The sequence below is a fragment of the Streptococcus oralis genome (genome assembly GCF_024399415.1).
Lineage (GTDB): Bacteria > Bacillota > Bacilli > Lactobacillales > Streptococcaceae > Streptococcus > Streptococcus oralis_CS.
Window position 1 is genome coordinate 1859540 of the sequence record NZ_CP029257.1, and the last position, 19393, is coordinate 1878932.

Annotated in this window: 21 protein-coding genes; 2 read left to right on the forward strand and 19 right to left on the reverse strand. The window is 41.1% G+C overall.

The genetic code is table 11. From position 1 onward, the window contains the following. Positions 1 to 11: 11 nt before the first annotated feature. A complete protein-coding gene (locus tag DG474_RS08930) occupies positions 12 to 1682 on the reverse strand; it encodes a sensor histidine kinase (protein ID WP_125412880.1) in 1671 nt (556 codons plus the stop codon). Next, positions 1660 to 2274: a YesL family protein gene (locus DG474_RS08935; RefSeq protein WP_125412550.1), complete on the reverse strand. Its 615-nt coding sequence runs from the start codon at positions 2272 to 2274 to the stop codon at positions 1660 to 1662. Before DG474_RS08935 ends, DG474_RS08930 begins: the two co-directional genes overlap by 23 nt. A gap of 133 nt (positions 2275 to 2407) precedes the next feature. On the opposite strand from DG474_RS08935, the gene DG474_RS08940 reads away from it, so the two are divergent. Continuing rightward, a complete protein-coding gene (locus tag DG474_RS08940) occupies positions 2408 to 2977 on the forward strand; it encodes an MptD family putative ECF transporter S component (RefSeq protein WP_125412555.1) in 570 nt (189 codons plus the stop codon). 174 nt (positions 2978 to 3151) lie between these two features. Here DG474_RS08940 and dltD read toward each other — a convergent pair whose 3' ends face one another. The 17 genes from dltD to DG474_RS09025 form a co-directional block, all read right to left on the reverse strand. Continuing rightward, complete coding sequence (gene dltD / locus DG474_RS08945; RefSeq protein ID WP_049519240.1) at positions 3152 to 4324, reverse strand: D-alanyl-lipoteichoic acid biosynthesis protein DltD; 1173 nt, start codon at positions 4322 to 4324, stop codon at positions 3152 to 3154. A gap of 47 nt (positions 4325 to 4371) precedes the next feature. Then, the gene (gene dltB / locus DG474_RS08950) at positions 4372 to 5526 is read right to left on the reverse strand and encodes a D-alanyl-lipoteichoic acid biosynthesis protein DltB (protein ID WP_255778158.1); all 1155 of its coding nucleotides are present in this window, start codon (positions 5524 to 5526) and stop codon (positions 4372 to 4374) included. Positions 5527 to 5684: 158 nt separating this feature from the next. After that, on the reverse strand, positions 5685 to 6377 hold the full coding sequence (locus tag DG474_RS08955) for a methionine ABC transporter permease (protein WP_000137507.1): 693 nt from the start codon (positions 6375 to 6377) through the stop codon (positions 5685 to 5687). Position 6378: 1 nt separating this feature from the next. Continuing rightward, positions 6379 to 7440: a methionine ABC transporter ATP-binding protein gene (locus tag DG474_RS08960; RefSeq protein ID WP_042903024.1), complete on the reverse strand. Its 1062-nt coding sequence runs from the start codon at positions 7438 to 7440 to the stop codon at positions 6379 to 6381. Continuing rightward, positions 7433 to 8806: a M20 family metallopeptidase gene (locus DG474_RS08965; protein ID WP_070656856.1), complete on the reverse strand. Its 1374-nt coding sequence runs from the start codon at positions 8804 to 8806 to the stop codon at positions 7433 to 7435. Before DG474_RS08965 ends, DG474_RS08960 begins: the two co-directional genes overlap by 8 nt. 120 nt (positions 8807 to 8926) lie before the next feature. Beyond that, positions 8927 to 9781: a MetQ/NlpA family ABC transporter substrate-binding protein gene (locus tag DG474_RS08970; RefSeq protein WP_000694533.1), complete on the reverse strand. Its 855-nt coding sequence runs from the start codon at positions 9779 to 9781 to the stop codon at positions 8927 to 8929. Between the two features lie 154 nt (positions 9782 to 9935). Next, on the reverse strand, positions 9936 to 10778 hold the full coding sequence (locus DG474_RS08975) for an amino acid ABC transporter substrate-binding protein (RefSeq protein ID WP_000724967.1): 843 nt from the start codon (positions 10776 to 10778) through the stop codon (positions 9936 to 9938). Positions 10779 to 10880: 102 nt separating this feature from the next. Next, positions 10881 to 11204 carry an AzlD domain-containing protein gene (locus DG474_RS08980; protein WP_044021513.1) on the reverse strand — a complete coding sequence of 108 codons (324 nt, stop codon included), beginning with the start codon at positions 11202 to 11204 and terminating at the stop codon, positions 10881 to 10883. Then, positions 11194 to 11889, reverse strand: a complete 696-nt coding sequence (locus DG474_RS08985) for an AzlC family ABC transporter permease (protein WP_000659754.1) — start codon at positions 11887 to 11889, stop codon at positions 11194 to 11196. Before DG474_RS08985 ends, DG474_RS08980 begins: the two co-directional genes overlap by 11 nt. A gap of 136 nt (positions 11890 to 12025) precedes the next feature. Further along, complete coding sequence (locus tag DG474_RS08990; protein ID WP_049489438.1) at positions 12026 to 12634, reverse strand: hypothetical protein; 609 nt, start codon at positions 12632 to 12634, stop codon at positions 12026 to 12028. Between the two features lie 191 nt (positions 12635 to 12825). Further along, entirely contained in the window at positions 12826 to 14052 is a 1227-nt protein-coding gene (locus DG474_RS08995) for an MFS transporter (protein WP_255778161.1), read from the reverse strand. Positions 14053 to 14122: 70 nt separating this feature from the next. Next, positions 14123 to 14788: a CPBP family intramembrane glutamic endopeptidase gene (locus DG474_RS09000; protein ID WP_000720887.1), complete on the reverse strand. Its 666-nt coding sequence runs from the start codon at positions 14786 to 14788 to the stop codon at positions 14123 to 14125. Between the two features lie 115 nt (positions 14789 to 14903). Beyond that, positions 14904 to 15767 carry an XRE/MutR family transcriptional regulator gene (locus DG474_RS09005; RefSeq protein ID WP_255778162.1) on the reverse strand — a complete coding sequence of 288 codons (864 nt, stop codon included), beginning with the start codon at positions 15765 to 15767 and terminating at the stop codon, positions 14904 to 14906. A gap of 103 nt (positions 15768 to 15870) precedes the next feature. Further along, the gene (gene tsaD, locus DG474_RS09010) at positions 15871 to 16881 is read right to left on the reverse strand and encodes a tRNA (adenosine(37)-N6)-threonylcarbamoyltransferase complex transferase subunit TsaD (protein ID WP_255778163.1); all 1011 of its coding nucleotides are present in this window, start codon (positions 16879 to 16881) and stop codon (positions 15871 to 15873) included. Continuing rightward, entirely contained in the window at positions 16871 to 17308 is a 438-nt protein-coding gene (rimI, locus tag DG474_RS09015; RefSeq protein ID WP_255778165.1) for a ribosomal protein S18-alanine N-acetyltransferase, read from the reverse strand. The genes tsaD and rimI overlap by 11 nt, the downstream gene beginning before the upstream one ends. After that, complete coding sequence (gene tsaB / locus DG474_RS09020; RefSeq protein WP_255778166.1) at positions 17305 to 17988, reverse strand: tRNA (adenosine(37)-N6)-threonylcarbamoyltransferase complex dimerization subunit type 1 TsaB; 684 nt, start codon at positions 17986 to 17988, stop codon at positions 17305 to 17307. The genes rimI and tsaB overlap by 4 nt, the downstream gene beginning before the upstream one ends. Before the next feature lie 665 nt (positions 17989 to 18653). Beyond that, on the reverse strand, positions 18654 to 18869 hold the full coding sequence (locus DG474_RS09025) for a hypothetical protein (protein ID WP_255778167.1): 216 nt from the start codon (positions 18867 to 18869) through the stop codon (positions 18654 to 18656). 290 nt (positions 18870 to 19159) lie between these two features. Between DG474_RS09025 and DG474_RS09030 the strand changes: the two genes are divergently transcribed. Then, positions 19160 to 19393 carry a DNA-dependent RNA polymerase subunit epsilon gene (locus DG474_RS09030; protein ID WP_000639585.1) on the forward strand — a complete coding sequence of 78 codons (234 nt, stop codon included), beginning with the start codon at positions 19160 to 19162 and terminating at the stop codon, positions 19391 to 19393.

The following is a 19393-nucleotide window of genomic DNA, read 5'->3' on the forward strand; positions in this document are numbered from 1 at the left end:
TTCTACCCTTTCTATTCATCCTGGATAGTGATATGGTAACGAACACCTTCTTGTTCAGCTGACTCTACACTGATTTGGTAGCGATCCCCAAAGTAGAGAACAAAGCGTTCGTGTACATTTACTATTCCAATTGATTGCCGCTCCCCACTATAGCTTGCCTCGTGTTCAAAACTCCGCTGAGCTAATTTTTCTTGCAAGCTAGCTAGTTTCTCAGCGGGCATTCCTCGACCATTGTCTTCCACTAGAATTTCAACGAAGCCTTGGCCCTTCAAGGCTTTGATACTGATGACATTATCCGTTCTGCGATAGTCAACACCATGGGCAAAGTAGTTTTCTACTAATGGTTGGAGTGTAAATTTTGGAATCCTCATTTCTTCCAATTCTGGTGCAATCTTGAAACCATAGGCAATGGATTTAGGATAACGCACCATGCAGAGATAGCTATATTTTCGGCAAAATTCCAACTCCTGCTTCAAGGTCGTTTCCCGCTCGTCAGAGATATTGTTGCGTAACAAGCTGCTAAATTCATAGATAATGTCCGCCAGTTCATCCTGACTTTGCATGACGGCATACATCCGTAAAAACTCCAGAGTATTGTACATAAAGTGAGGATTGATTTGAGCCTGCAGGGCTCGCATATTGGCATCTTTTTGACTGAGCTCTAGCTGATAGATATCATGGATATTTTTTTCCAGGCGATCCAACATATCATTGGTTGTTTCTGCAATGAGAAGCAACTCTTGGTCTTTTTCAGAGGTATCGATTCGAAGGCCTTCTTCTCCTTGAGCAATCACCTCGATCGAATCAACTAGGTCTACGACCTGCTTTTGGTAATTTGAAAAAGTCTGTCTAAGGGTCACGTACAAAATGATGATAAAGAGAATACTTAGCCCAATAATGACAGCCGAACTCGTCAAAGTTCCTGTAAGAACAAAATTTTTAGGAACAGCAACTCGAACCTGATAACCATGAGAGGTGACACCCACAAACCAGTTTTCTCGCTCAGCTGATACCTTCTCCCCAATATGGAACATCTCGGTCTCAAAAGGCGAAGTTACTGTTACAGCCATTGGGATATGACCCCGAGTATTGTCAATAGCTCCATGTAAAACATCTGGGGATAGGGAGATATAAATCACTCCTAAATCCTTGTCAGACACAGGATCGGAAACAGGAATGGCAAAACTATTGGCTGCCGGCTTAAAACCCTCCGCAGGAATTTTCTCTCCACTGCGTTTTTCTCTAGTCGAAACATACACTTCCTTATAGTCCTGAAGAACAATAGCCACTCCAGTCACAAAATCATTCCGAACATAGAGATCATCAATATTTTCATACAGAGAAACAGAGATATAAGGCGAAGTTTTACGCTCTAATTGCCAGTAGAAATAGTCTGGTGTGCTGAGACTGAAATACTTGTAAATTCCTTCGATGCGGGCCTGATTTTCAACCAAAGACTGAGCAAGTCGGGTTGACTCTCTGTGATAGTATTCCACTTCACTCACTGTCCGAGTGGTCACACGTTCTGCAACCCGTTGAGCCTCTTTCTCACGCGAGTCCCAGTCAGCATACGATAGCATAATCGCAAAACTGGCAATGACCACGATCATGACCAAACTATAAATCCGTAAAAGAGAGTGAAGCCAAAACTGCTTCATTCTATTTTGTCGCCAATTTTTCATGGATACTTTCATAAACAGGTTCCAACATATCACTGATAAAGAAATGCCACATTCCAATTCCTACAAAAAAGAGCAAGGCAGGCATATAATAACCAACTCCTACAAGGAGTGCAGATCCGAGTAAAACCTTGGCAATCGCAGGTAAGCTCATAAAAATCCCAATAAGGGACAGTTTCAAGGTATTTTGGTAGGACAAATCAAAGTACACCTGAAGTTTCAAGGACACAGTATAGGCTAGAAAGACAAGAGCAACTACAAGGACATTGAGAAAGGTCGCCAAGAGATGGAAAATCGTCTGGTGGGGCAATTGAACTAGAAGATACAAACCATAAACTAGGACAAGATCCACAAACACAAAACTATAGAAAGCCAGATTACTCTTGACAAAATTGCTCTTATACAATTCCCAAGCTTCCTTCAAATGGTAGGCTCGATAGGTATAACCATGCTCCCCATACAAACTCATAAGAGTTGCACTAGCTGGGGCCAAACCAAATACCACTCCTCCTGCTAGTGTTAATAGCCAGAAATAAGCCGTCGCCATCATTCCCAAAAAGATACGATTAAAGACGAATTCTAGAAATTTTCCCATGCTACTCTCCTTAAACTAACGATGTAACTATTATATCATATTTCAAACGTTTTCAAAAATATAGAACTCCCATTTACAATCCTCAAAAAGCGTGATACAATTGGTTTTGTTAATTCGCATCAAGGAGATTCTCATGAAGAAAAATATCTTAACCACCCTCTTGGCCACCGTCCTCTACTTTCTCTGTGTAGGGATTGGAGTCTTCCTAGGACACTTGGTCGATCAAACAGGCAATATGTTCTACGCGCCGGCCTTTTCTGCCCTTGTCGGTGGCAGTGTCTACATGCTTCTTTTGACGAAGGTCCCTCGTTTTGGTGCCATTACCACTCTCGGGCTCTTTATGGCACTTTTCTTCCTAGCTAGTAAACACGGCGCTGGTGCCTTTCTCCCAGGACTCGCTTGTGGTCTTGCAGCAGATGCCATCGCTCGTCTCGGAAACTACAAAGACCGAATCAAAAACACCCTCTCCTTCCTTGTCTTTGCTTTTAGCACAAGTGGCCCTATCTTCCTCATGTGGATCCGTCCCAAAGCTTACATGGCCACCTTACTTGCGCGTGGGAAATCCCAAGAATACATTGACCGTATCATGGTCGCTCCAGAGTTGGACAAAATCCTTCTCTTTGTTTCGAGCATCCTCGTAGGTGCCTTGATTGGGGCTTTGGTTGGGCAATTTCTAAGTCAAAAAATAGCTGATAAACTATAAGATAAAAGCCCTGAAGACTAGCTATGCCTAGTTCCAGGGCCTTTTTGTATACAATCTTAGAATTCACTATAGATAAATTCTTGAATATTCGAAAAATCGGTCACAAAACAGTAAATCACGATGCTCAAGATAACCGTATAGAAAAAAAGTGTCCACAAGATTAATCGATGAGTGTTAGTTAGCTTGGTTTGCAAATTTGTAAAGTTCTTTTTCAACTTCCATCCATCCTTTCACTCCAACGTGCATCACGTCAAATAAAAAGTAATCATCATACTCTCTGTTTCCATAGTTTAATACGGTTGCACCATGGCTTTTTGCGACATCTTCTATTTTTTTATAAGTTTTTTCTCGCATCTCTCTTGAGACACCAGTGTAGTCGTTCCATTTCCCGTTTACTGGGAAAATAATAACCTCAACTTCAATGCCCAATTCTTTAGCAACCGTCAAGAAAAGTTCCATATCTGAATATTCAGGTGACTCTAGGTAGCTCAAATCTTTATTGGAATCTTTTAGCGATGCATAGCGATCTTTTAAGTAAGTATTGTAGTAGTTATTATCAACAGCATAGTCATTATTGTCTGTTTTCCTTTTGACCTCTTCCACAAACTGAGCCGTCATCTTTTCCCAATCATAGTCTGGGGTTTTGTCTCCTAGTGAAGGATAATCTGATTTCTCATGATTTTCATAAAATTTTCGTTTGAGCTTAAAGGAATACATCGCGTTATCTAACTCTAATAGTTTTTTATCAACAATGGTTCCTTTTCCATCTATGAAATAACTTTTATATTTTTTGTAGATGTCGTTTTGTTGCTTGTTTCCTTTGGTAATCTCGATAATGCGATTGATTAGTTTTTCTTTCGTTTCTTTACTAATCTTGTCATTATCTAGCATGTGAAAAATATGTTCCTGAGAAGCCTTGTTCAAAAAGGCATCTTGATGGGTCCCATCTTTTTCAAACCACTGAACCGACTCTACTATAGCTACTTTTCGCTTACTCATTGATCCTTCAATAGAGCCCAAGGTCGTAGCCTGAATGATGTTTTGAGAATAACTAGTCCCAATCTGCATGATATTAAAATCGTTGTAGTTAAAAATTTTATTTGGATGATAGTCTTCATTTATCGTCGCAACCAACTCTGAGGAACCCATTAGAACCAGTGTATTGGGGGTGATATTGCTTGTTAGAATATCTCTACTTTTATACTTTTCATACGAGGTGTTATAACGAATACTGTTATCCTTGACTTTATAATAATCATCAATCTTCTTGACATACGTCACATTTAAAAGGGCAAGCGTCGCAATTACGAGCACAAGCGATAGTAAAAATGCTTTTAATTTAATCATCTCGTTTTATCCTATCCCTTCGATCTGTCCGATTTCTTCTCAATCTCTTATCTCTTTAAAGTCGTCAGTAAGATTTTATAGGGTTCACCCGAAAAGATAAAGAAACCAATCATAACCAAATTCATGGTCACAAACCAACTTAGTAGCTTATACCAGTTTTTGTTTTTATTTTTTTTATAAAAATTGCTTTTCTTTTGATACACTTCAAATCCAGCCATCAAGACACCATGATAAAAACCATAGACAATGTAACTAACACTAAGACCATGCCAAAAACCCATGACCAACATATTGACCATATAGGCATAGGTTGCATTGTGTAGTCTATTTTTAAACCATTTTTTCCTGATAACCTGCATCAATACTCTTGAAAATACAAAATCTCTCAACCAGGTCGACAAGGTGATATGCCATCTGGTCCAAAAATCCTTGATATCGACACTCAAGAAAGGTTTGTTAAAGTTCATCGGTGTCTGAATACCTAGAATATTACTACTTCCAACGGCCATTAGACTATAGCCTGCAAAGTCAAAGAACAGATACAAGGTATAGAGGTACATATACTTGATTGAGTAAACGACTATGTCCGTATTATTTAGAGCGAGTAGCATCTGGTAAACATAGGTTGATAAAACAATCTTGTAAAGGAGGCCTAGAACTATACGATACACACCGTCCCCTGCTAACTCTAGATACTCTTTTCGTGGCATGACCTCGTTCATCTCTTTTAAAAATCTCCTACTCCGATCAATTGGACCAGCACTAACTGTTGGGAAAAAGAGCAAAAACTGTAGATAATCTTTTGCACTGATTTTTTCTTTGATTAAGCCATCCGATATCTCTAGCATGATCTGAATGGTCTTAAAGGACATGTAAGAAATTCCAATAAAGGCCAACAAATGCAGAGAAGTCAGGGCAAAGACTTTATTGATTACCAAAGGAAGAATGGAAAGGAAAACCAGTGATTTCAGCCACTTTGCCTCTATCCGCTGTGCTAGAAAAACCAGAAAATACTGGTAAACAATAAAGGCGAGCAAATAGACAATCATCGCTCGACTCTTACCATAGATAGCTCCTGCAAATAAGAGGGAGAGCGCCAAAATATAGTAGTCTTTACGTTTTTCAAAAAAGTTTACCACAAAACTAATCAGTAAAACTACAAATAAGAGAAGGAAAAAATCATTCCCCTCAAAATAATTCATACCAGCCAAACTCCTTTACATTATCATCCCTTCTACAGCAAACTTTCTGATTTGCTAATTGGGGACCTTTGTTTATTATAGCATATTTCTAAAAAGAAGCTTTATCCTTCTTGCAGTTCGGTGAGAAAACAAAAAGGAGTCCCGTTGAACTCCTCCCATTATTTATGACTTAATTTCTTGGTCAAGAAATCTCCCAAGAACTGGATTGTAAAGATAATCAAGATGATAATGATAGTCGCCAAGATAGTCACATCGTGATTGTAGCGGTTAAATCCATAAGCGATGGCTACGTTACCGATACCACCAGCACCAACTGCTCCCGCCATGGCTGTTTCCCCAACAAGGGAAATCAAGGTCACTGTCGTCACACGAATCAAATCTGGAAGACCTTCTGATAGGTAAACACCCACGATATCCCAGAAGGTCGCTCCACTAGCCTGCGCCGCCTCAATGACACCGCCATCTAGTTCAGCCAAGACCACCTGCACCTGACGGGCAAAGAAGGCAAAGACTGCAAAAGAAAGGGGGACAAGGGCTGCATTTGGCCCAATGCTCGTCTTCACAATCAAGTGAGAGAGTGGTGACATGATTGCCAAGAGGATGATGAAAGGAACCGCACGGAAAATAGAGGTAATCTTATCCAAAATCCAAAAGATAACCTTATTTTCCAAGACACCACCTGGCGCTGTCAAGACGAGGAAAAGACCTGCCACCAGCCCCAAGAATCCTCCGATGATGAAGGAAAGAACTGTCATATAAAGAGTTAGGTAGATAGCCGTTCCCCAGCCTGCCTGACCAGCCCAGCCCATCTTGTAGACATTTGGTAAGTAAGTTTGAATCAACTCTGTCATTTTACTGTCCTCCCTTCAATACTTTTAACTGCACACCAGCCTGACGGATGGCTTCTTGAGCACCTGCTAGTGCTGCTTTTTCACCTGACAAGACCACAACCAATTCTCCAACAGGAGTGCCATCGAGAATTTCGATATTTCCATAGAGGATATTAGCCGTTACTTGGTAACGCTTGTACAATTCATTCAAAAGTGGTTCGTCTGTCGAAGCCCCTGCATACTTGAGCTGCACTAAGATACTGTTCTCAGATAAATGTTCTACGATTTCTTGCTTCTCAATCTTAACCATGGCTTCGTCAATACCTGTAGCTGTTGAGATAAAGTCCTGTGTCAAAGGTTGTTTAGGGTCTGAGAAGATTTCAAGAACACTTCCTTCTTCAATCAAACGGCCATCCTGCATGACCGCCACACGGTTGGCAATGTCTTTGACAATCTGCATTTCGTGTGTAATCAGGACAACGGTCAAGCCTAATTTTTGGTTCAAATCTTGTAGCAAGGCCAAAATCTGCTTAGTTGTCTTAGGGTCAAGGGCAGACGTTGACTCGTCTGAAATCAAGATTTTTGGATCATTTGCCAAGGCACGCGCAATGGCCACACGCTGTTTTTGCCCTCCAGATAGTTGTGAAGGGTAGTTTTCAGCACGATCCGCCAAGCCAACCAAGTCCAACAACTTAGCTACTTTAGCTTTCTTTTCTTCCTTGCTGAGTCCAGAGTGTTTGAGGGCAAAGGCTACATTTTCCTCTGCTGTCTTTTGGCTCATCAGGTTGAAATGCTGGAAAATCATCCCAATGTCTTGACGTTTCCGACGCAACTGCTCTGCCGTCAGAGTGACCTTACCATCAAAAATCACATCGTCATCAATGGTAATTTTCCCAGCAGATGGCTTTTGCAAGAGGTTAATCACCCGTACAAGAGTGGATTTCCCTGCTCCAGAATATCCAACGATTCCGTAGATATCCCCTTCTTGGATGTGAATGGTCACATCCTTGACCGCTGTGATGGTTCTCTTCTTTTGGTGAAAAGTCACATCAATCTGATCTAACTTGATAATATCTCTACTCATAGCTTCTAATCAGCTCCTCTACTAATTCAATATGGGTGTAGTAATCGGCGATTCGCACGTTTTCATTTCCACCATGGTCTCGGCTATTGGCATTTCCTAGACCGAAGGCCACCATTGGTACCTCTAGGGCATCAAAGACCGTATGCATCGGTCCTGTCCCCGCTGTGGTCGGCAAGACTGAGACGCCCTGTGGATAGAATTTCTTGGCCAACTCGATCACATTGAGAATGGCCGGCGCGCTCATATCGCTTCGATAACTCATCTCTCCCAAGGTATAGTATAATTCTACCTTATCAAAGCCATTTTTGTCTAGCTGTTTCCGAATTTTTTCCAGAACATCATGCGGTTCTAGACCAGGAACCAAACGAACCTCAAGCTTAGCACTGGCTTCTGCTGGCAAAATCGTTTTAACTCCTTGCCCTTGATAACCTGACTGAATCCCTTCGATATTAAGGGCTGGCTCGAAAAAGAACCGTTTTAGAAAGGCTGCACGTTCCTCTTGTAAGAGAGGCAATTCCAAGCCATAAATGCGACTGATTTCCTCAGGATTGCGTTGGGCGTAGGCATCTACCAAGGCTAGTTCTCGTTCATTTGGCTCTTGAACATCCTCGTACAAGCCTTCTACTAAGATACGTCCATCTGCTGCACGTAGGCTACTTAGAGCCTGGATAAGATACCATGGAGCTGATTCCACGACACCACCATAACTCGAGTGGATATCCACATCAGCACTTTTTACCTTGGCATCAAAGGTTACAATTCCCTTGTTTCCGCCAGAGATTTCCAGCTGTTCCAAGGCGTTCTTTGTCCCTTGTTCCCAGACTAGCAAGTCCGCTCCACGAAGTTTGTCTGCGTGTTTCTCTAAATACTTATCTAGATCCATGGAAGCAGACTCCTCTGCCCCTTCCATGATAAAGCTGATATTGACAGGCAGGTCATCATGGTGCTGCATATACTTTCTCAAAGCACTCAAACGAGCTGTGATGTGGCCTTTGTCGTCATCAACCCCACGTCCATACATAAAACCATTTCGCACAGAAAGGGTAAAAGGATCCTCTGTCCACACCTGGTCGCCATCCGCTGGCACGGTGTCATAGTGATTATAGAAGATCAAGGTCTTGGCATCCGGACGCGAGCTCTTGAAATGCGCCATGACAAAGGGAGCCGTATAGCTCTCATCAATCTCGACTTCAGCTCCTACACGCTTGAAAATCTCACCCAGATAGTTTGCGACTTCCTTGAGTCCAACCTGCTGGGCAAAAACTGATTTCTTGGAAATCAAGGTGCGCAAGACTTCAAAATAATGTTGGGCCACATGATCCTTCTCAAATTTTTCAATCTGCTCTTGTTCGCTAGGAAAAACCATTTTCTCTCTCTCTTTCTACTACGTACTTGCGTCCTCAGAACGACCACAAGTGCCTCTTTAAAATCAACTCTCTATACAAAAGTAAGAGGTGGAAACTCTCTCCCACCTCCCTGTGTCTTATTACCAAACTGGTTGGTCCAAACCGTCTGATGTTTCTTCGATAACTTTTTTCACTTCATCAGTGTGGTAAGCTGCGATAATTTTCTTGATAGCATCAGCCTTAGGTGATGATTCCCAATCTTTTTTCGCAACAATGATGTTGTACCATTGTTTTGAGTTTTCATCAGCTTGTTCTTTGAAGAGTGCTTTCTTGTAGTCCAATTTTGCTTCTGTAACGAAGGTATTGTTTACAACGGCAGCATCAACTGATGACAATGAACGAGCTGTTTGACTAGCGTCCAATTCAGTAATCTTCAAGTTCTTTGGATTTTCTGTGATGTTAGCAACTGTTGCAAGTGCAGTTCCAGAAACATCCAATTTGATCAAACCAGCTGATTGCAACAAGTAAAGCGCACGGCTTTCGTTTGTTGCATCGTTTGGTACGGCGATTTCACCGTTATCTGGGATTTCTTCCACTTTAGTGTACTTGTTTTCTTCCCCATTTTTACCTGAGTAAAGGCGGATTGGTGAGATGTAGGTATCTGCAATCGCTACAAGGTCTTTCCCGTTTTCTTTGTTCCAGTTGTTCAAGAAGTTGTAGTGTTGGAAAGCATTCAAGTCTACTTCGCCATCAGCAGTTGCCTTATTTGGTTGAGAATAGTCTGTGAACTCTGTGAATTCCAATTTAATTCCATCTTTTTCAACTAATTCTTGGATTTTATCCCAACGCGCTTCTTCAGAACCGCTACGGTTAACTGTTGCAATTTTGACAACTGTTTCGTTGTCTGCTTTCTTTTCTGAATTTCCGCAAGCTGCAAGAGTCAAACCTGCGACTGTAGCAAGAGCTGCTACACCGAGCCATTTTTTAATTTTCATGATTCTTTCTCCTTTAAAAATAATACCGTAATAGTATCTCATACTTTATTTGAATTAGCAAATTGTTATTAGATAGGCAGACATATAGTTTGAAACTATATACCTAAAAATTGAGAAATCATCCGCCTTTCTCAGACTGGATGATTTCATACGACTATTTAATATCAGCTTCTGCTGGGAGGTAAGTGTCCCCGAAGAACTGTTTAGACAATTTTTCAAGAGTTCCGTCTTTGTAGAGTTCTTGGATACGTTTGTCTACAAATGATTTCAACTCATCTTGACCTTTAGCAAGAAGTGGGTAAACGTAAGGTTGTTGGTCGCTTGGAAGTTCAATGACTTTCAAGTTGTCCAAACCTTGGTTCTTGATAACTGTTTCAACACCAATTTTATCGAAGATCTTGTAGTCAAACTGACCATCGCTCAAACGAGACATGATTTGTTGGAAATCAGCTTTGGTATAGTTAAGAACCGTTGGATTGTCAGCGTGTTGTTTGTTATAATCTTCTAGCTGTTTAGCTGATGTTGTCCCTTGAACGACTTCAGTAGACTTACCTCCGATGTCATCAAGTGATTTGATGCTGTCGTCGTCTTTCTTCACAACGAGAACGTTAGGGTTTTTAGCAGTTGGAGCTGCATAAAGGTACTTTTCAGCACGTTCTTTGGTATAGCTGATATTGTTCACAGCCATTTGATAACGGTCGCTATCAAGACCTGCAAAGACACCTGACCACTCTGTCTTTTCAAACTTGACATCGTATTTGTCAGAGTCTTTAAAGATAGCACGGACTACTTCAATCTCATAACCAGTCAACTCGCCATTTTCTTCGTAGTTGAATGGTTTTGGTGAAGCATTGGTTGCAACGATAATTTCTTTCTTACCAGATGCTGCTTCACTAGTTGCAGTATCTTTCTTATCTCCACCTGAGCAAGCTGCTAGTACACCTGCGGCAACAAGTCCTAGAGCAGCCAGAGATGAATATTTGACGATTTTTTTCATGTCATTTCCTCCAAAATAGAATACTTTACTATCTTAACAGAAAATATTTTTTTTCGCCATTATATGATATCTATCTCGGTGATAGGTTTTTTTTATGGCTGACTAAAAGACTAGACGCAAGACTGCAATCAAGACCACTCCAAAAAGAACCGTACCCACTAGATTGCGGTAGCGAAAGGCTATCCAAGCCGTTGGAAAGACTGCTAAAAAGTCCAGCCATTTGATCTGGGGAAGGCTGCCAACCTTTCCAGTCACCACGCTTGAAAGGATCAAGGCAAAGATAATGGAAACAGGCAAGAACTTCAAAAACCGCTCAACGATAGCTGGCAACCCCTTGTACTTAACCAAGATGAAGGGAATCATACGGGGAATCCAAGTCACTAGGCCTGAAAAGATAACGGCTAACAAAAGATATTTACTGACCATCTAAGACCACCCCCATGGTACAACCTAGCAAGGTCGCAAACAAAACAGCTAGCGACTGAGACACTACTGTCAAGAGCAAAAAGAAGGACACCGCAACAACGGCTAGGATCCGCAGCAGATTCCGTACAGGAACCCGTCTTTGCATAATCTGAAATTGCGAAGTAAAAATCCCGATAAACATCCCAACAAGGGCAAAGTCTAAGCCAAAGACTTCAGGATTTGGAAGAAGGCCACCTAAAGCTGTCCCCGCCACTGTCCCAATAAACCAGGCTACATAACTATTGAGATTGTTCCCGTGCATCCACATAGGATGGACTTTGTCTGTATGGGCTAATTCGCCCATCAAAACTCCATAGGTCTCATCAGTCAAGAGGCTAGACATACCGATGTTTTGCCAGAGACTAGTATGACGGAAATAGGTCGATGCATGCAAGCTCAGCAAAAAGAGTCGCAAGTTGATCAAAAAAACTGTCATAGCAATGGCTGCCACAGGCGCTTGTACCGCAATCAGTGCCAACATGGCAAACTGGGCACTCCCAGCATAAACAAAGAGGCTCATCAAGCCCATCTCAACAGGTGTCACATAAGGCGCACCAATAATCCCACAGGCTAGACCAATGCTGACATAGCCAAGAGCAGTCGGCATGGCCGCCTGAACACCTTCCCAAAATCCTTTTTCTTTCATCCTTCTCCTCATATTCTCTCCAATTGCGGCTGTTCGTCATCACAGCCACAGCACGGACTATTATAACATATTCAAAGAAGAGAAAAAAGTTTCGGATTCGAAACCTATTGCCAGAAAAAGTGCTGAAGAGGAAGCATCATGGATACATGAGAAATTGATCCACTCGGATAGTATACTTATCGGTTTCTGTGTCTGTAGCATATTTATTTTCTGTTGGATAGACATCCACCCAGAGTTCCCACTGTTGTCCCTTCAACTTGACCTTGTAGCGATAACCGTCATCATAGAGGCCTACTGTATCAGTTGTCATGGACTGGTAATCTGGGAGTTCTTCCAGTTCTTTTTTTACAGTCTGGGATAGATTGTTAAGCACTACTTTCTGCTCCACCTTTGAAGTTACAGGAATATGAACTGTCGCTTCTTCCAAACGATGCGATTTTGAAAATGTAAAGGTCGCTCGGCCTGGATAGCCTTTCAAAGTAATCTGCTCATAGTGATAGAAAAGGCGACCTGTTTTATAGAAATATGGGTCTTCTGCACGCCAAGTGTCGCGATAGGCCGTTTCCTTTTCTTCCTCCACCTCGCTTGCCTTTCCAAATCCTTCTTCAAAAGATTTAGGAGACATACCGAACGAAAGGGATTCAAACAAGACCAGTTGTGTCTTTTTGATATTCTGGCAAGCTGATAAAAGCATGAGTAAAGCTCCAAGAGCAAGCAAACTACTGATTATTTTTGTAAATCTCATATTTCTACTATACAAAAAAACTCTATGATTGACAAACTTTGATAGAGTCGGATTCCGTGATTGATTTTAAAATTACTTTTTCATTTAAGGTAACAAGGAATTGAACAAGGACTATTATTAGATATTGGAGATAAAAAAAGACTGGGAAGCCAGCCTTATCATATGAACAAAAATTAAATCAAAGTTCCCTACTAAATGCTCTCACGAATATTCAAGAGCATGACAAATGCGGTTAGGAGTAATAGCAATAGAATAAAGCTGACCGCTAGGGTTCCAAAACTTGTAGCAATCGTTACAAAAACGATTGTGAATAGACTTGGTAAAACAACCGTAATAGCACCAATAGAGGATTGAACCGCTCCCATTGACTCCTCAGGTATTTGTTTAAAGACGAGTTCTTGCAATCTAGGAGAGAGTAACCCTGCGATGAAGGCATCCAAGGAGCTGAAAAGCAGAATCAAACCAAAATGAACTGTGGCAAATCCTACTAGAAGGAGTAACTGGATGACGACCGAAGCGTATAGAGCTGTTTTTATAGAAATTGTATTTTTCAGATAGCCACTTACAAGGCTTCCGACAATAAGTGCTAACAATTCTAGTGTTGATAACAAAGCGAGTGATTGACCAGTTTGTAAATTCAAAAACGGTTGGTTTCTTAAAAAAAGAGTCGAAATAGGAACAGTGACATTGATCACAGCTTGGCTGATAGAGACGATAAACAAAATGAAGATCACTCTATCCATATTCCAGATCAATTTCGATGATTGGAACAAATGCTGGCAAAACGATTTTATAGAAAGACCTTCTTGATAGCTAATTGTTTTTTCAACTTTCAAAAGATCATTTTTTATGAGAAGAATACCTACAAATGCTATCAGAAACGTCAGAGCGTTTAGCAAGGAAATAAACTGAATGGAAAGAATTCCTAGTAAAACCCCTCCTAGAATATTACTGATTGTCCGAACTAAACTAACTGTTGATTGTTTAAAGCCAATAGCTTCTGTCAGATGTTCTTTCCCAATGATTCTTATAAAAATAGGAGTTAGCATGGCTCCTGAAAAGTAACTCAATGTATCCGACAAGAGATTCATTAAACAAATAAAGAATACGAGCCATAAGGAAAAGGACTGCCCTGAAAGCGAAAGTGCCACTATAGAATAAAGTACAAATTTGACAAAACTAATAACCGTATACTTTAGAACACGATAATGTTGAAAGTCAGCCAAAACTCCCATAAAGATTTGCAGAACTTGAGGAACAGTCTCTGAAATCGTAATGAGTAAAATCGCCAAGGGGGCAAACGAAGCGTCTGCCACATAATTCAAAAAAGCAAGATAAAAAATCGTATCCCCAACCGTTGAAATCCACTGGTTGATGGTTAATTGCCTAAAATCTCTATTTTGAATAAATACTTTCATCGCAACTCCTTTTTGAATTCAAATGGGAACTTTTCCCCAAGAATAGACCAATATTGCTGAGCACCTAAAATTACAGCAACGGTAAAATTTGACCAATGCCATTGTAGACTATGTGCAGTCCAATAGGCCAATAAATGGACTTTGTCACTCTAAATAAGACTGCAAATATGAGACCGCCACCCATATATACGAAAAAGTCTGTCAAGACCCAACCATGATTACTAATATGCAAGACCCCGAATAAAATAGCCGAACCGAGCACATCCAGTCCCCATTTCTTTCCTTTTTCCAGAGCGGTCATCACCAACCCACGATAGATTATCTCTTCAAAAATGGGACCTGCAATTACAGGATAGAAAAAATACATCAAAAATGCTGTAGCTCCTGTAAAAGTAGGGACATCCAGTTGATAAGCAATTTCATTTTTGGTAGATGGGAAAAGATAAAATGTAACGAAATTCCAAATAACAAAAGCAAGAAGAGCTAAAAAGGAATAAAAAAGATAGGAACCTTTAAACTTTCTACTGTTGATTTGTTGCCATTTTCCCGACCAAATCATAGCAATAAGAGCAAATAAAACCACAAGAAAATTCAACATCATATCCGACAGATAATAGGTAAAGTCAGATAGACCAGTAACAAGGTTGCTACGTAAAACTAGACCACTGAACTTCTGGTCAGCAATAACTAGTAGAAAAGCCATAATAAAGTAGTGACGTGAGATTATCTTTTTCATTCTATTTTCTCCTATATTATGAAATAAGGATAGTATAACACGGAAATCACCACATTTTAGTAAATCGCATATTTGACATTTTTTCTCATAGAAATCTCTCATTTGCGATTGTGGACTAATCGATAAGCTCTTTGTATTGCTGCAAACGCAATTCAAAAAGGGCTGTTAATTGGGGATTTTCTAATACTTGCAGAGATTGGATAAAGTGTTCAATCTCTTTTTGATTGCTTCCCTTAGTTTGAAGGAATACACTCATCTTCTTTAAAAACTGCAATGATACTTTCTCAAAAACATCATATGGCCGGAGCATACTCTCCAACTCGGCCTCAAAGATCGGGATATAGGAAAAAAGTTTGCGCTCCATGAGCTCTGAGATGATATTAAGATAACCACTTTTCATATACAATTGATTGTGTACTAACTCTTTAAATTCCTTGGATTTTTCAAGTAAAGAGGTTGATAAAAAGATTAGATCTTGATTACTTAAGAAAGGCATGGTATTGCAAAAAAGATAGAGTTCAAACCAGGTCCAAGACTCGATAGCATAGAGATAAGTAGTTAAAAACTCGCTATCTTCCTCTTCTAGCAGATAGTTTTTATCCAAGGAATGAATGGCATCTTTAATCACAATAGCATTCAAACGACGATAGGTCTGCGCCATCTGTTCTTGCTCGACTTCCTCTAATAATTTCTCTAAGCCAGCTATATCTTGATGGGCAAAATGATCTACAACCTTTCGTCCAAATCGCATATGTGGGGATTCCTGATAATTATTAAGCTTGTGTCCAAACTCATCGAAGGTCACATTTATCCCTTGGATAGCTAGTATCAGTTTATCTGCAGACAGCATAGACTGTCCCAGTTCAAACTTGGATAACTGGGATGCTGTCAGTCCATCACATGCTACATCTGACTGTTTGAGTTTCCTCGCCAGGCGCAATTCCTTGTAAAATTCTCCCAATTCCATTCTCTCAATCATCTGACCACCTCCTAATTTTTACATATTATATCATCATTCTTACAGATTTGTCAAAATATTCTGACATTTTTTGTAGTTAAAAAACCAGCCTCAAGCTGACTCTTTATTCCATAGTATCAAAGGCGAGGCTTGGTTTGGCGTTGAGGTCCAAGCCTGCAAAGTTTTCTTTATTCCACTCGCTGACGCTAGCATAGGCAATCATACCTGCATTGTCTCCGCAAAGGCGTAGAGGTGGGATGATAACCTTGACATCTGTGATCTCGGCTGCCAGACGTTCTCTGAGGCCTCTATTAGCAGCCACGCCACCGGCCACGACTAGGGTTTTAACAGGATATTTTTCCAAAGCCTTCTTGGTTTTTGCCATGAGAATATCCATGACTGCTGCTTGGAAAGATGCTGACAGGTCATCCTTGGACAAGCTTTCTCCCTTTTGCTCGGCATTGTGGTGAAGATTGATAAAGGCAGACTTCAAACCTGAGAATGAAAACTCTAGATTGTCCTCCTTAATCATGGCACGAGGGAAATCATAAATATCCTGCCCCTGATGAGCTAGCTCATCAATCTCGCGACCTGCTGGATAGGTCAAGCCCATGACACGGCCGACCTTATCATAGGCCTCACCAACTGCATCATCCCGCGTTTCCCCAACAATCTTATAATCCCCAGCCTCAGAAACATAGACCAACTCTGTGTGCCCACCGCTGACCAAGAGTGCCAACAAAGGAAACTCCAAAGGCTCCACACTCTGAGCTGCCATGAGGTGACCAGCCATGTGGTTAACGGGGATAAGTGGCAAGCCATGCGCCCAAGCAAAGGCCTTGGCAGCTGACAAACCAACTAGCAGAGCTCCAACCAAGCCCGGTCCATAGGTAACCGCCACAGCTGTTATGTCCTCTTCGGTAATCCCTGCTTCTGCTAGCGCCTCCTCAATACAGGCCGTAATAACCTCGACATGGTGACGACTGGCTACTTCTGGCACTACGCCCCCAAAACGTTTGTGGCTCTCAATTTGACTAGCAATGATATTGGACAAGAGCTGGTCGTCGTTTTTTAAGACAGCGACACTGGTCTCATCGCAAGATGTTTCAAATGCTAAAATATATCTATCCTTCATCTATTTCTCTCTTCATGATAATGGCGTCCTCGACTGGGTCATGGTAGTAGGCCTTTCTCTCAGCGATGACCACCATCTTTTCTTTCTTGTAAAATGCTTGCGCTCGTTGGTTTGACTTTCTCACTTCGAGGAAAATCTCCTTATCTGTCGGCAATTGAGCAAATAAGGCTGACGCAATTCCCTGACCCTGATAGGCTTTTTTGACAGCGATTTGCAGGACTTCCGCTTCAAAGAGATTCTCTTGAATTGCTAGAAATCCAATCACTTCTACCCCATCATAAGCCAATGCATACCAGGTCTGATCTTGGGATAGGTCTGCTTGGATTTGTTCCAGCGCCCACGGACTAACTGGGTAAACATCTACCATAACAGCATAGATGGCTTGCGCCAGGTTAGGCTGTCCTTGAATTCGTTTAATCTCTATCATAGGCGTTTAATGTAGGACTCGCCAGACTCGGAGTGGTTCTTGAGCCAGTTTTCCTCGGCTTCGACACGCTTGAGGTAATTTGGCACAAAGTCGTGCAAGGAGTCTGCTTTCTTGTCCCAGACCCAAAGAGCTAGATTAGCTGCATTTGGCAAGGTTTCTTGGTAGCTGGCTTGTGGTAGTTGTTCTTGGATCTGTTCCACAAAAGCTCCAACTTCTCCGACAAAGGTCACCTGCTCAGCATCCTTGACCTGCTCTAGCACTTCCGCAAAAGACAGATGCGCTTCTGGCAAGACTGGCTTGGCATTTTCATAAAAGCCTGCATAGACATTGTTACGACGCGCATCCATGATAGGAACCACCAAACCTTCTTTTTGGCGTGGCACCAGAGCCAATAGACTAGACATCCCAACTAACTCAATGTTCAGGGTATGAGCCAAGGTCTTGGCAGTTGCTACCGCAATTCGCAAACCTGTATAGCTACCAGGCCCCTCTGCCACCACGATGCGATCCAAGTCCTTGGGTGTCCAATCCAGACTAGCCATCAAAAAATCAATGGCAGGCATGAGGGTAATACTGTGATTTTTCTTGATATTGATCATAGTCTCGGCAAGAACTTGCTTATCCTCTAAAATGGCTAGAGAAAGAGCCTTGCTGGACGTATCAAAAGCTAATACTTTCATAACACATTCCTATCTTTTTGTCTGTTTACTATTTGATTTATCTGTTTGCATTATTTTCTTTTTATGTTTCAACTCGATTTTTGCTGAGAAAAAAGAGGGGCGTAAAGATGGCGAATCCATTGACTCTTTTAACCGTCAATGTTAAAATATAATTGAACATTGGCAGGAAAATCAGGTTGAGTCGTTGACTCTTCGGGTTGCAGTGCTATCCCTGAAACTTTGGTTTCTAAAGAACTGAAAATGCGATTGAACAATTCGCCCCCCAGTGTTTGACGGCTCTTGACTTCGGTCAAGGGCTTTTCTTTACCTTTTAGTAAGCACTCCACTCCATCTTGCTATTTCTATTTCCACATCTCTTTTTGTCTGTTTACTATTATACTACAAAAGCTGACACATGGGAATTTTCTTTCTCCCCAAATAAAAAGCCCTGCCACTTAGACAAAGAGGAAGGCAAAAAAATTGTATCTTTTCCGAATATATGAGTAAACAAGGAATTTGAGAGGATCGCTATAAGAAGTTTGGATAAGTCATATATGCTTTAACTCGATTTTCGATGCAAGAAATCATGATCGTAAGAATTAAGATATCACCTGAAAATAGAAAAGTCCGCCCCCCCTTTATCAAGATGAGGTGGATTTTCTCTATATTTAGATGAGTACTGGAGCTTAAGCATTTAAACCGAAGTAAAAAACAAACCAGACAACATAGGTTACAAGGAGGAGAAAAATTGAATAGAGCGTCACAAAAGCAAGCTTCCAAAGGAATTTTGTTTTGCGGTGTTCCAGATGCGCAAACAAGGCATTTCCCCCATAGACACAGGCTACAAAAATAACAAACATCAAGAGGCGAACCCCTACTGCAAATTCAAACAAACTAAACATTCTTAATCCTCCTTGTTTTAAAAGCTATAGGGAATATTCCCGTCCATAAACTTCCCTTTCTCTTTTTATTATAACACCTAAGAGCTCTCTGACCAAGCCCTACTCATCTTTTTGCTTCTTCTTTCCCTCCCTACTTTCTCATTTTCCGTCTTTTACTAATTTTTCATTTTGTGGTATAATTGAAATAATTGTAACGAATCAAGGTCAATCTAGACACAAAATGGAATGAAATCAAGCAAATCTCTGCTAAAAGTTTGGAATAAGCTGACCTGTAAATAGAAAGGAACTATATGATTTACAAAGTTTTTTATCAAGAAACAAAAGAACGTAGCCCACGTCGTGAAACAACACGCTCACTCTACCTAGACATCGATGCTAGCTCAGAACTTGAGGGCCGTATCGCTGCTCGCCAACTTGTCGAAGAAAACCGCCCAGAGTACAATATCGAATTTATCGAACTCTTGTCTGACAAATTGCTAGATTACGAAAAAGAAACTGGCGCTTTCGAGATTACGGAGTTCTAA

Coding starts and splice junctions, on each gene's coding strand:
- tsaD (WP_255778163.1), bottom strand. CDS start 16,881: ATGAAGGATAGATATATTTTAGCATTTGAAACATCTTGCGATGAGACC.
- DG474_RS08990 (WP_049489438.1), bottom strand. CDS start 12,634: ATGAGATTTACAAAAATAATCAGTAGTTTGCTTGCTCTTGGAGCTTTA.
- DG474_RS08940 (WP_125412555.1), top strand. CDS start 2,408: ATGAAGAAAAATATCTTAACCACCCTCTTGGCCACCGTCCTCTACTTT.
- DG474_RS08970 (WP_000694533.1), bottom strand. CDS start 9,781: ATGAAAATTAAAAAATGGCTCGGTGTAGCAGCTCTTGCTACAGTCGCA.
- DG474_RS08995 (WP_255778161.1), bottom strand. CDS start 14,052: ATGAAAGTATTTATTCAAAATAGAGATTTTAGGCAATTAACCATCAAC.
- tsaB (WP_255778166.1), bottom strand. CDS start 17,988: ATGAAAGTATTAGCTTTTGATACGTCCAGCAAGGCTCTTTCTCTAGCC.
- DG474_RS08980 (WP_044021513.1), bottom strand. CDS start 11,204: ATGGTCAGTAAATATCTTTTGTTAGCCGTTATCTTTTCAGGCCTAGTG.
- DG474_RS08930 (WP_125412880.1), bottom strand. CDS start 1,682: ATGAAAAATTGGCGACAAAATAGAATGAAGCAGTTTTGGCTTCACTCT.
- DG474_RS09030 (WP_000639585.1), top strand. CDS start 19,160: ATGATTTACAAAGTTTTTTATCAAGAAACAAAAGAACGTAGCCCACGT.
- DG474_RS09005 (WP_255778162.1), bottom strand. CDS start 15,767: ATGATTGAGAGAATGGAATTGGGAGAATTTTACAAGGAATTGCGCCTG.
- DG474_RS09025 (WP_255778167.1), bottom strand. CDS start 18,869: ATGTTTAGTTTGTTTGAATTTGCAGTAGGGGTTCGCCTCTTGATGTTT.
- DG474_RS08985 (WP_000659754.1), bottom strand. CDS start 11,889: ATGAAAGAAAAAGGATTTTGGGAAGGTGTTCAGGCGGCCATGCCGACT.
- DG474_RS08960 (WP_042903024.1), bottom strand. CDS start 7,440: ATGAGTAGAGATATTATCAAGTTAGATCAGATTGATGTGACTTTTCAC.
- dltB (WP_255778158.1), bottom strand. CDS start 5,526: ATGAATTATTTTGAGGGGAATGATTTTTTCCTTCTCTTATTTGTAGTT.
- DG474_RS08935 (WP_125412550.1), bottom strand. CDS start 2,274: ATGGGAAAATTTCTAGAATTCGTCTTTAATCGTATCTTTTTGGGAATG.
- DG474_RS08975 (WP_000724967.1), bottom strand. CDS start 10,778: ATGAAAAAAATCGTCAAATATTCATCTCTGGCTGCTCTAGGACTTGTT.
- dltD (WP_049519240.1), bottom strand. CDS start 4,324: ATGATTAAATTAAAAGCATTTTTACTATCGCTTGTGCTCGTAATTGCG.
- DG474_RS08965 (WP_070656856.1), bottom strand. CDS start 8,806: ATGGTTTTTCCTAGCGAACAAGAGCAGATTGAAAAATTTGAGAAGGAT.
- DG474_RS09000 (WP_000720887.1), bottom strand. CDS start 14,788: ATGAAAAAGATAATCTCACGTCACTACTTTATTATGGCTTTTCTACTA.
- rimI (WP_255778165.1), bottom strand. CDS start 17,308: ATGATAGAGATTAAACGAATTCAAGGACAGCCTAACCTGGCGCAAGCC.
- DG474_RS08955 (WP_000137507.1), bottom strand. CDS start 6,377: ATGACAGAGTTGATTCAAACTTACTTACCAAATGTCTACAAGATGGGC.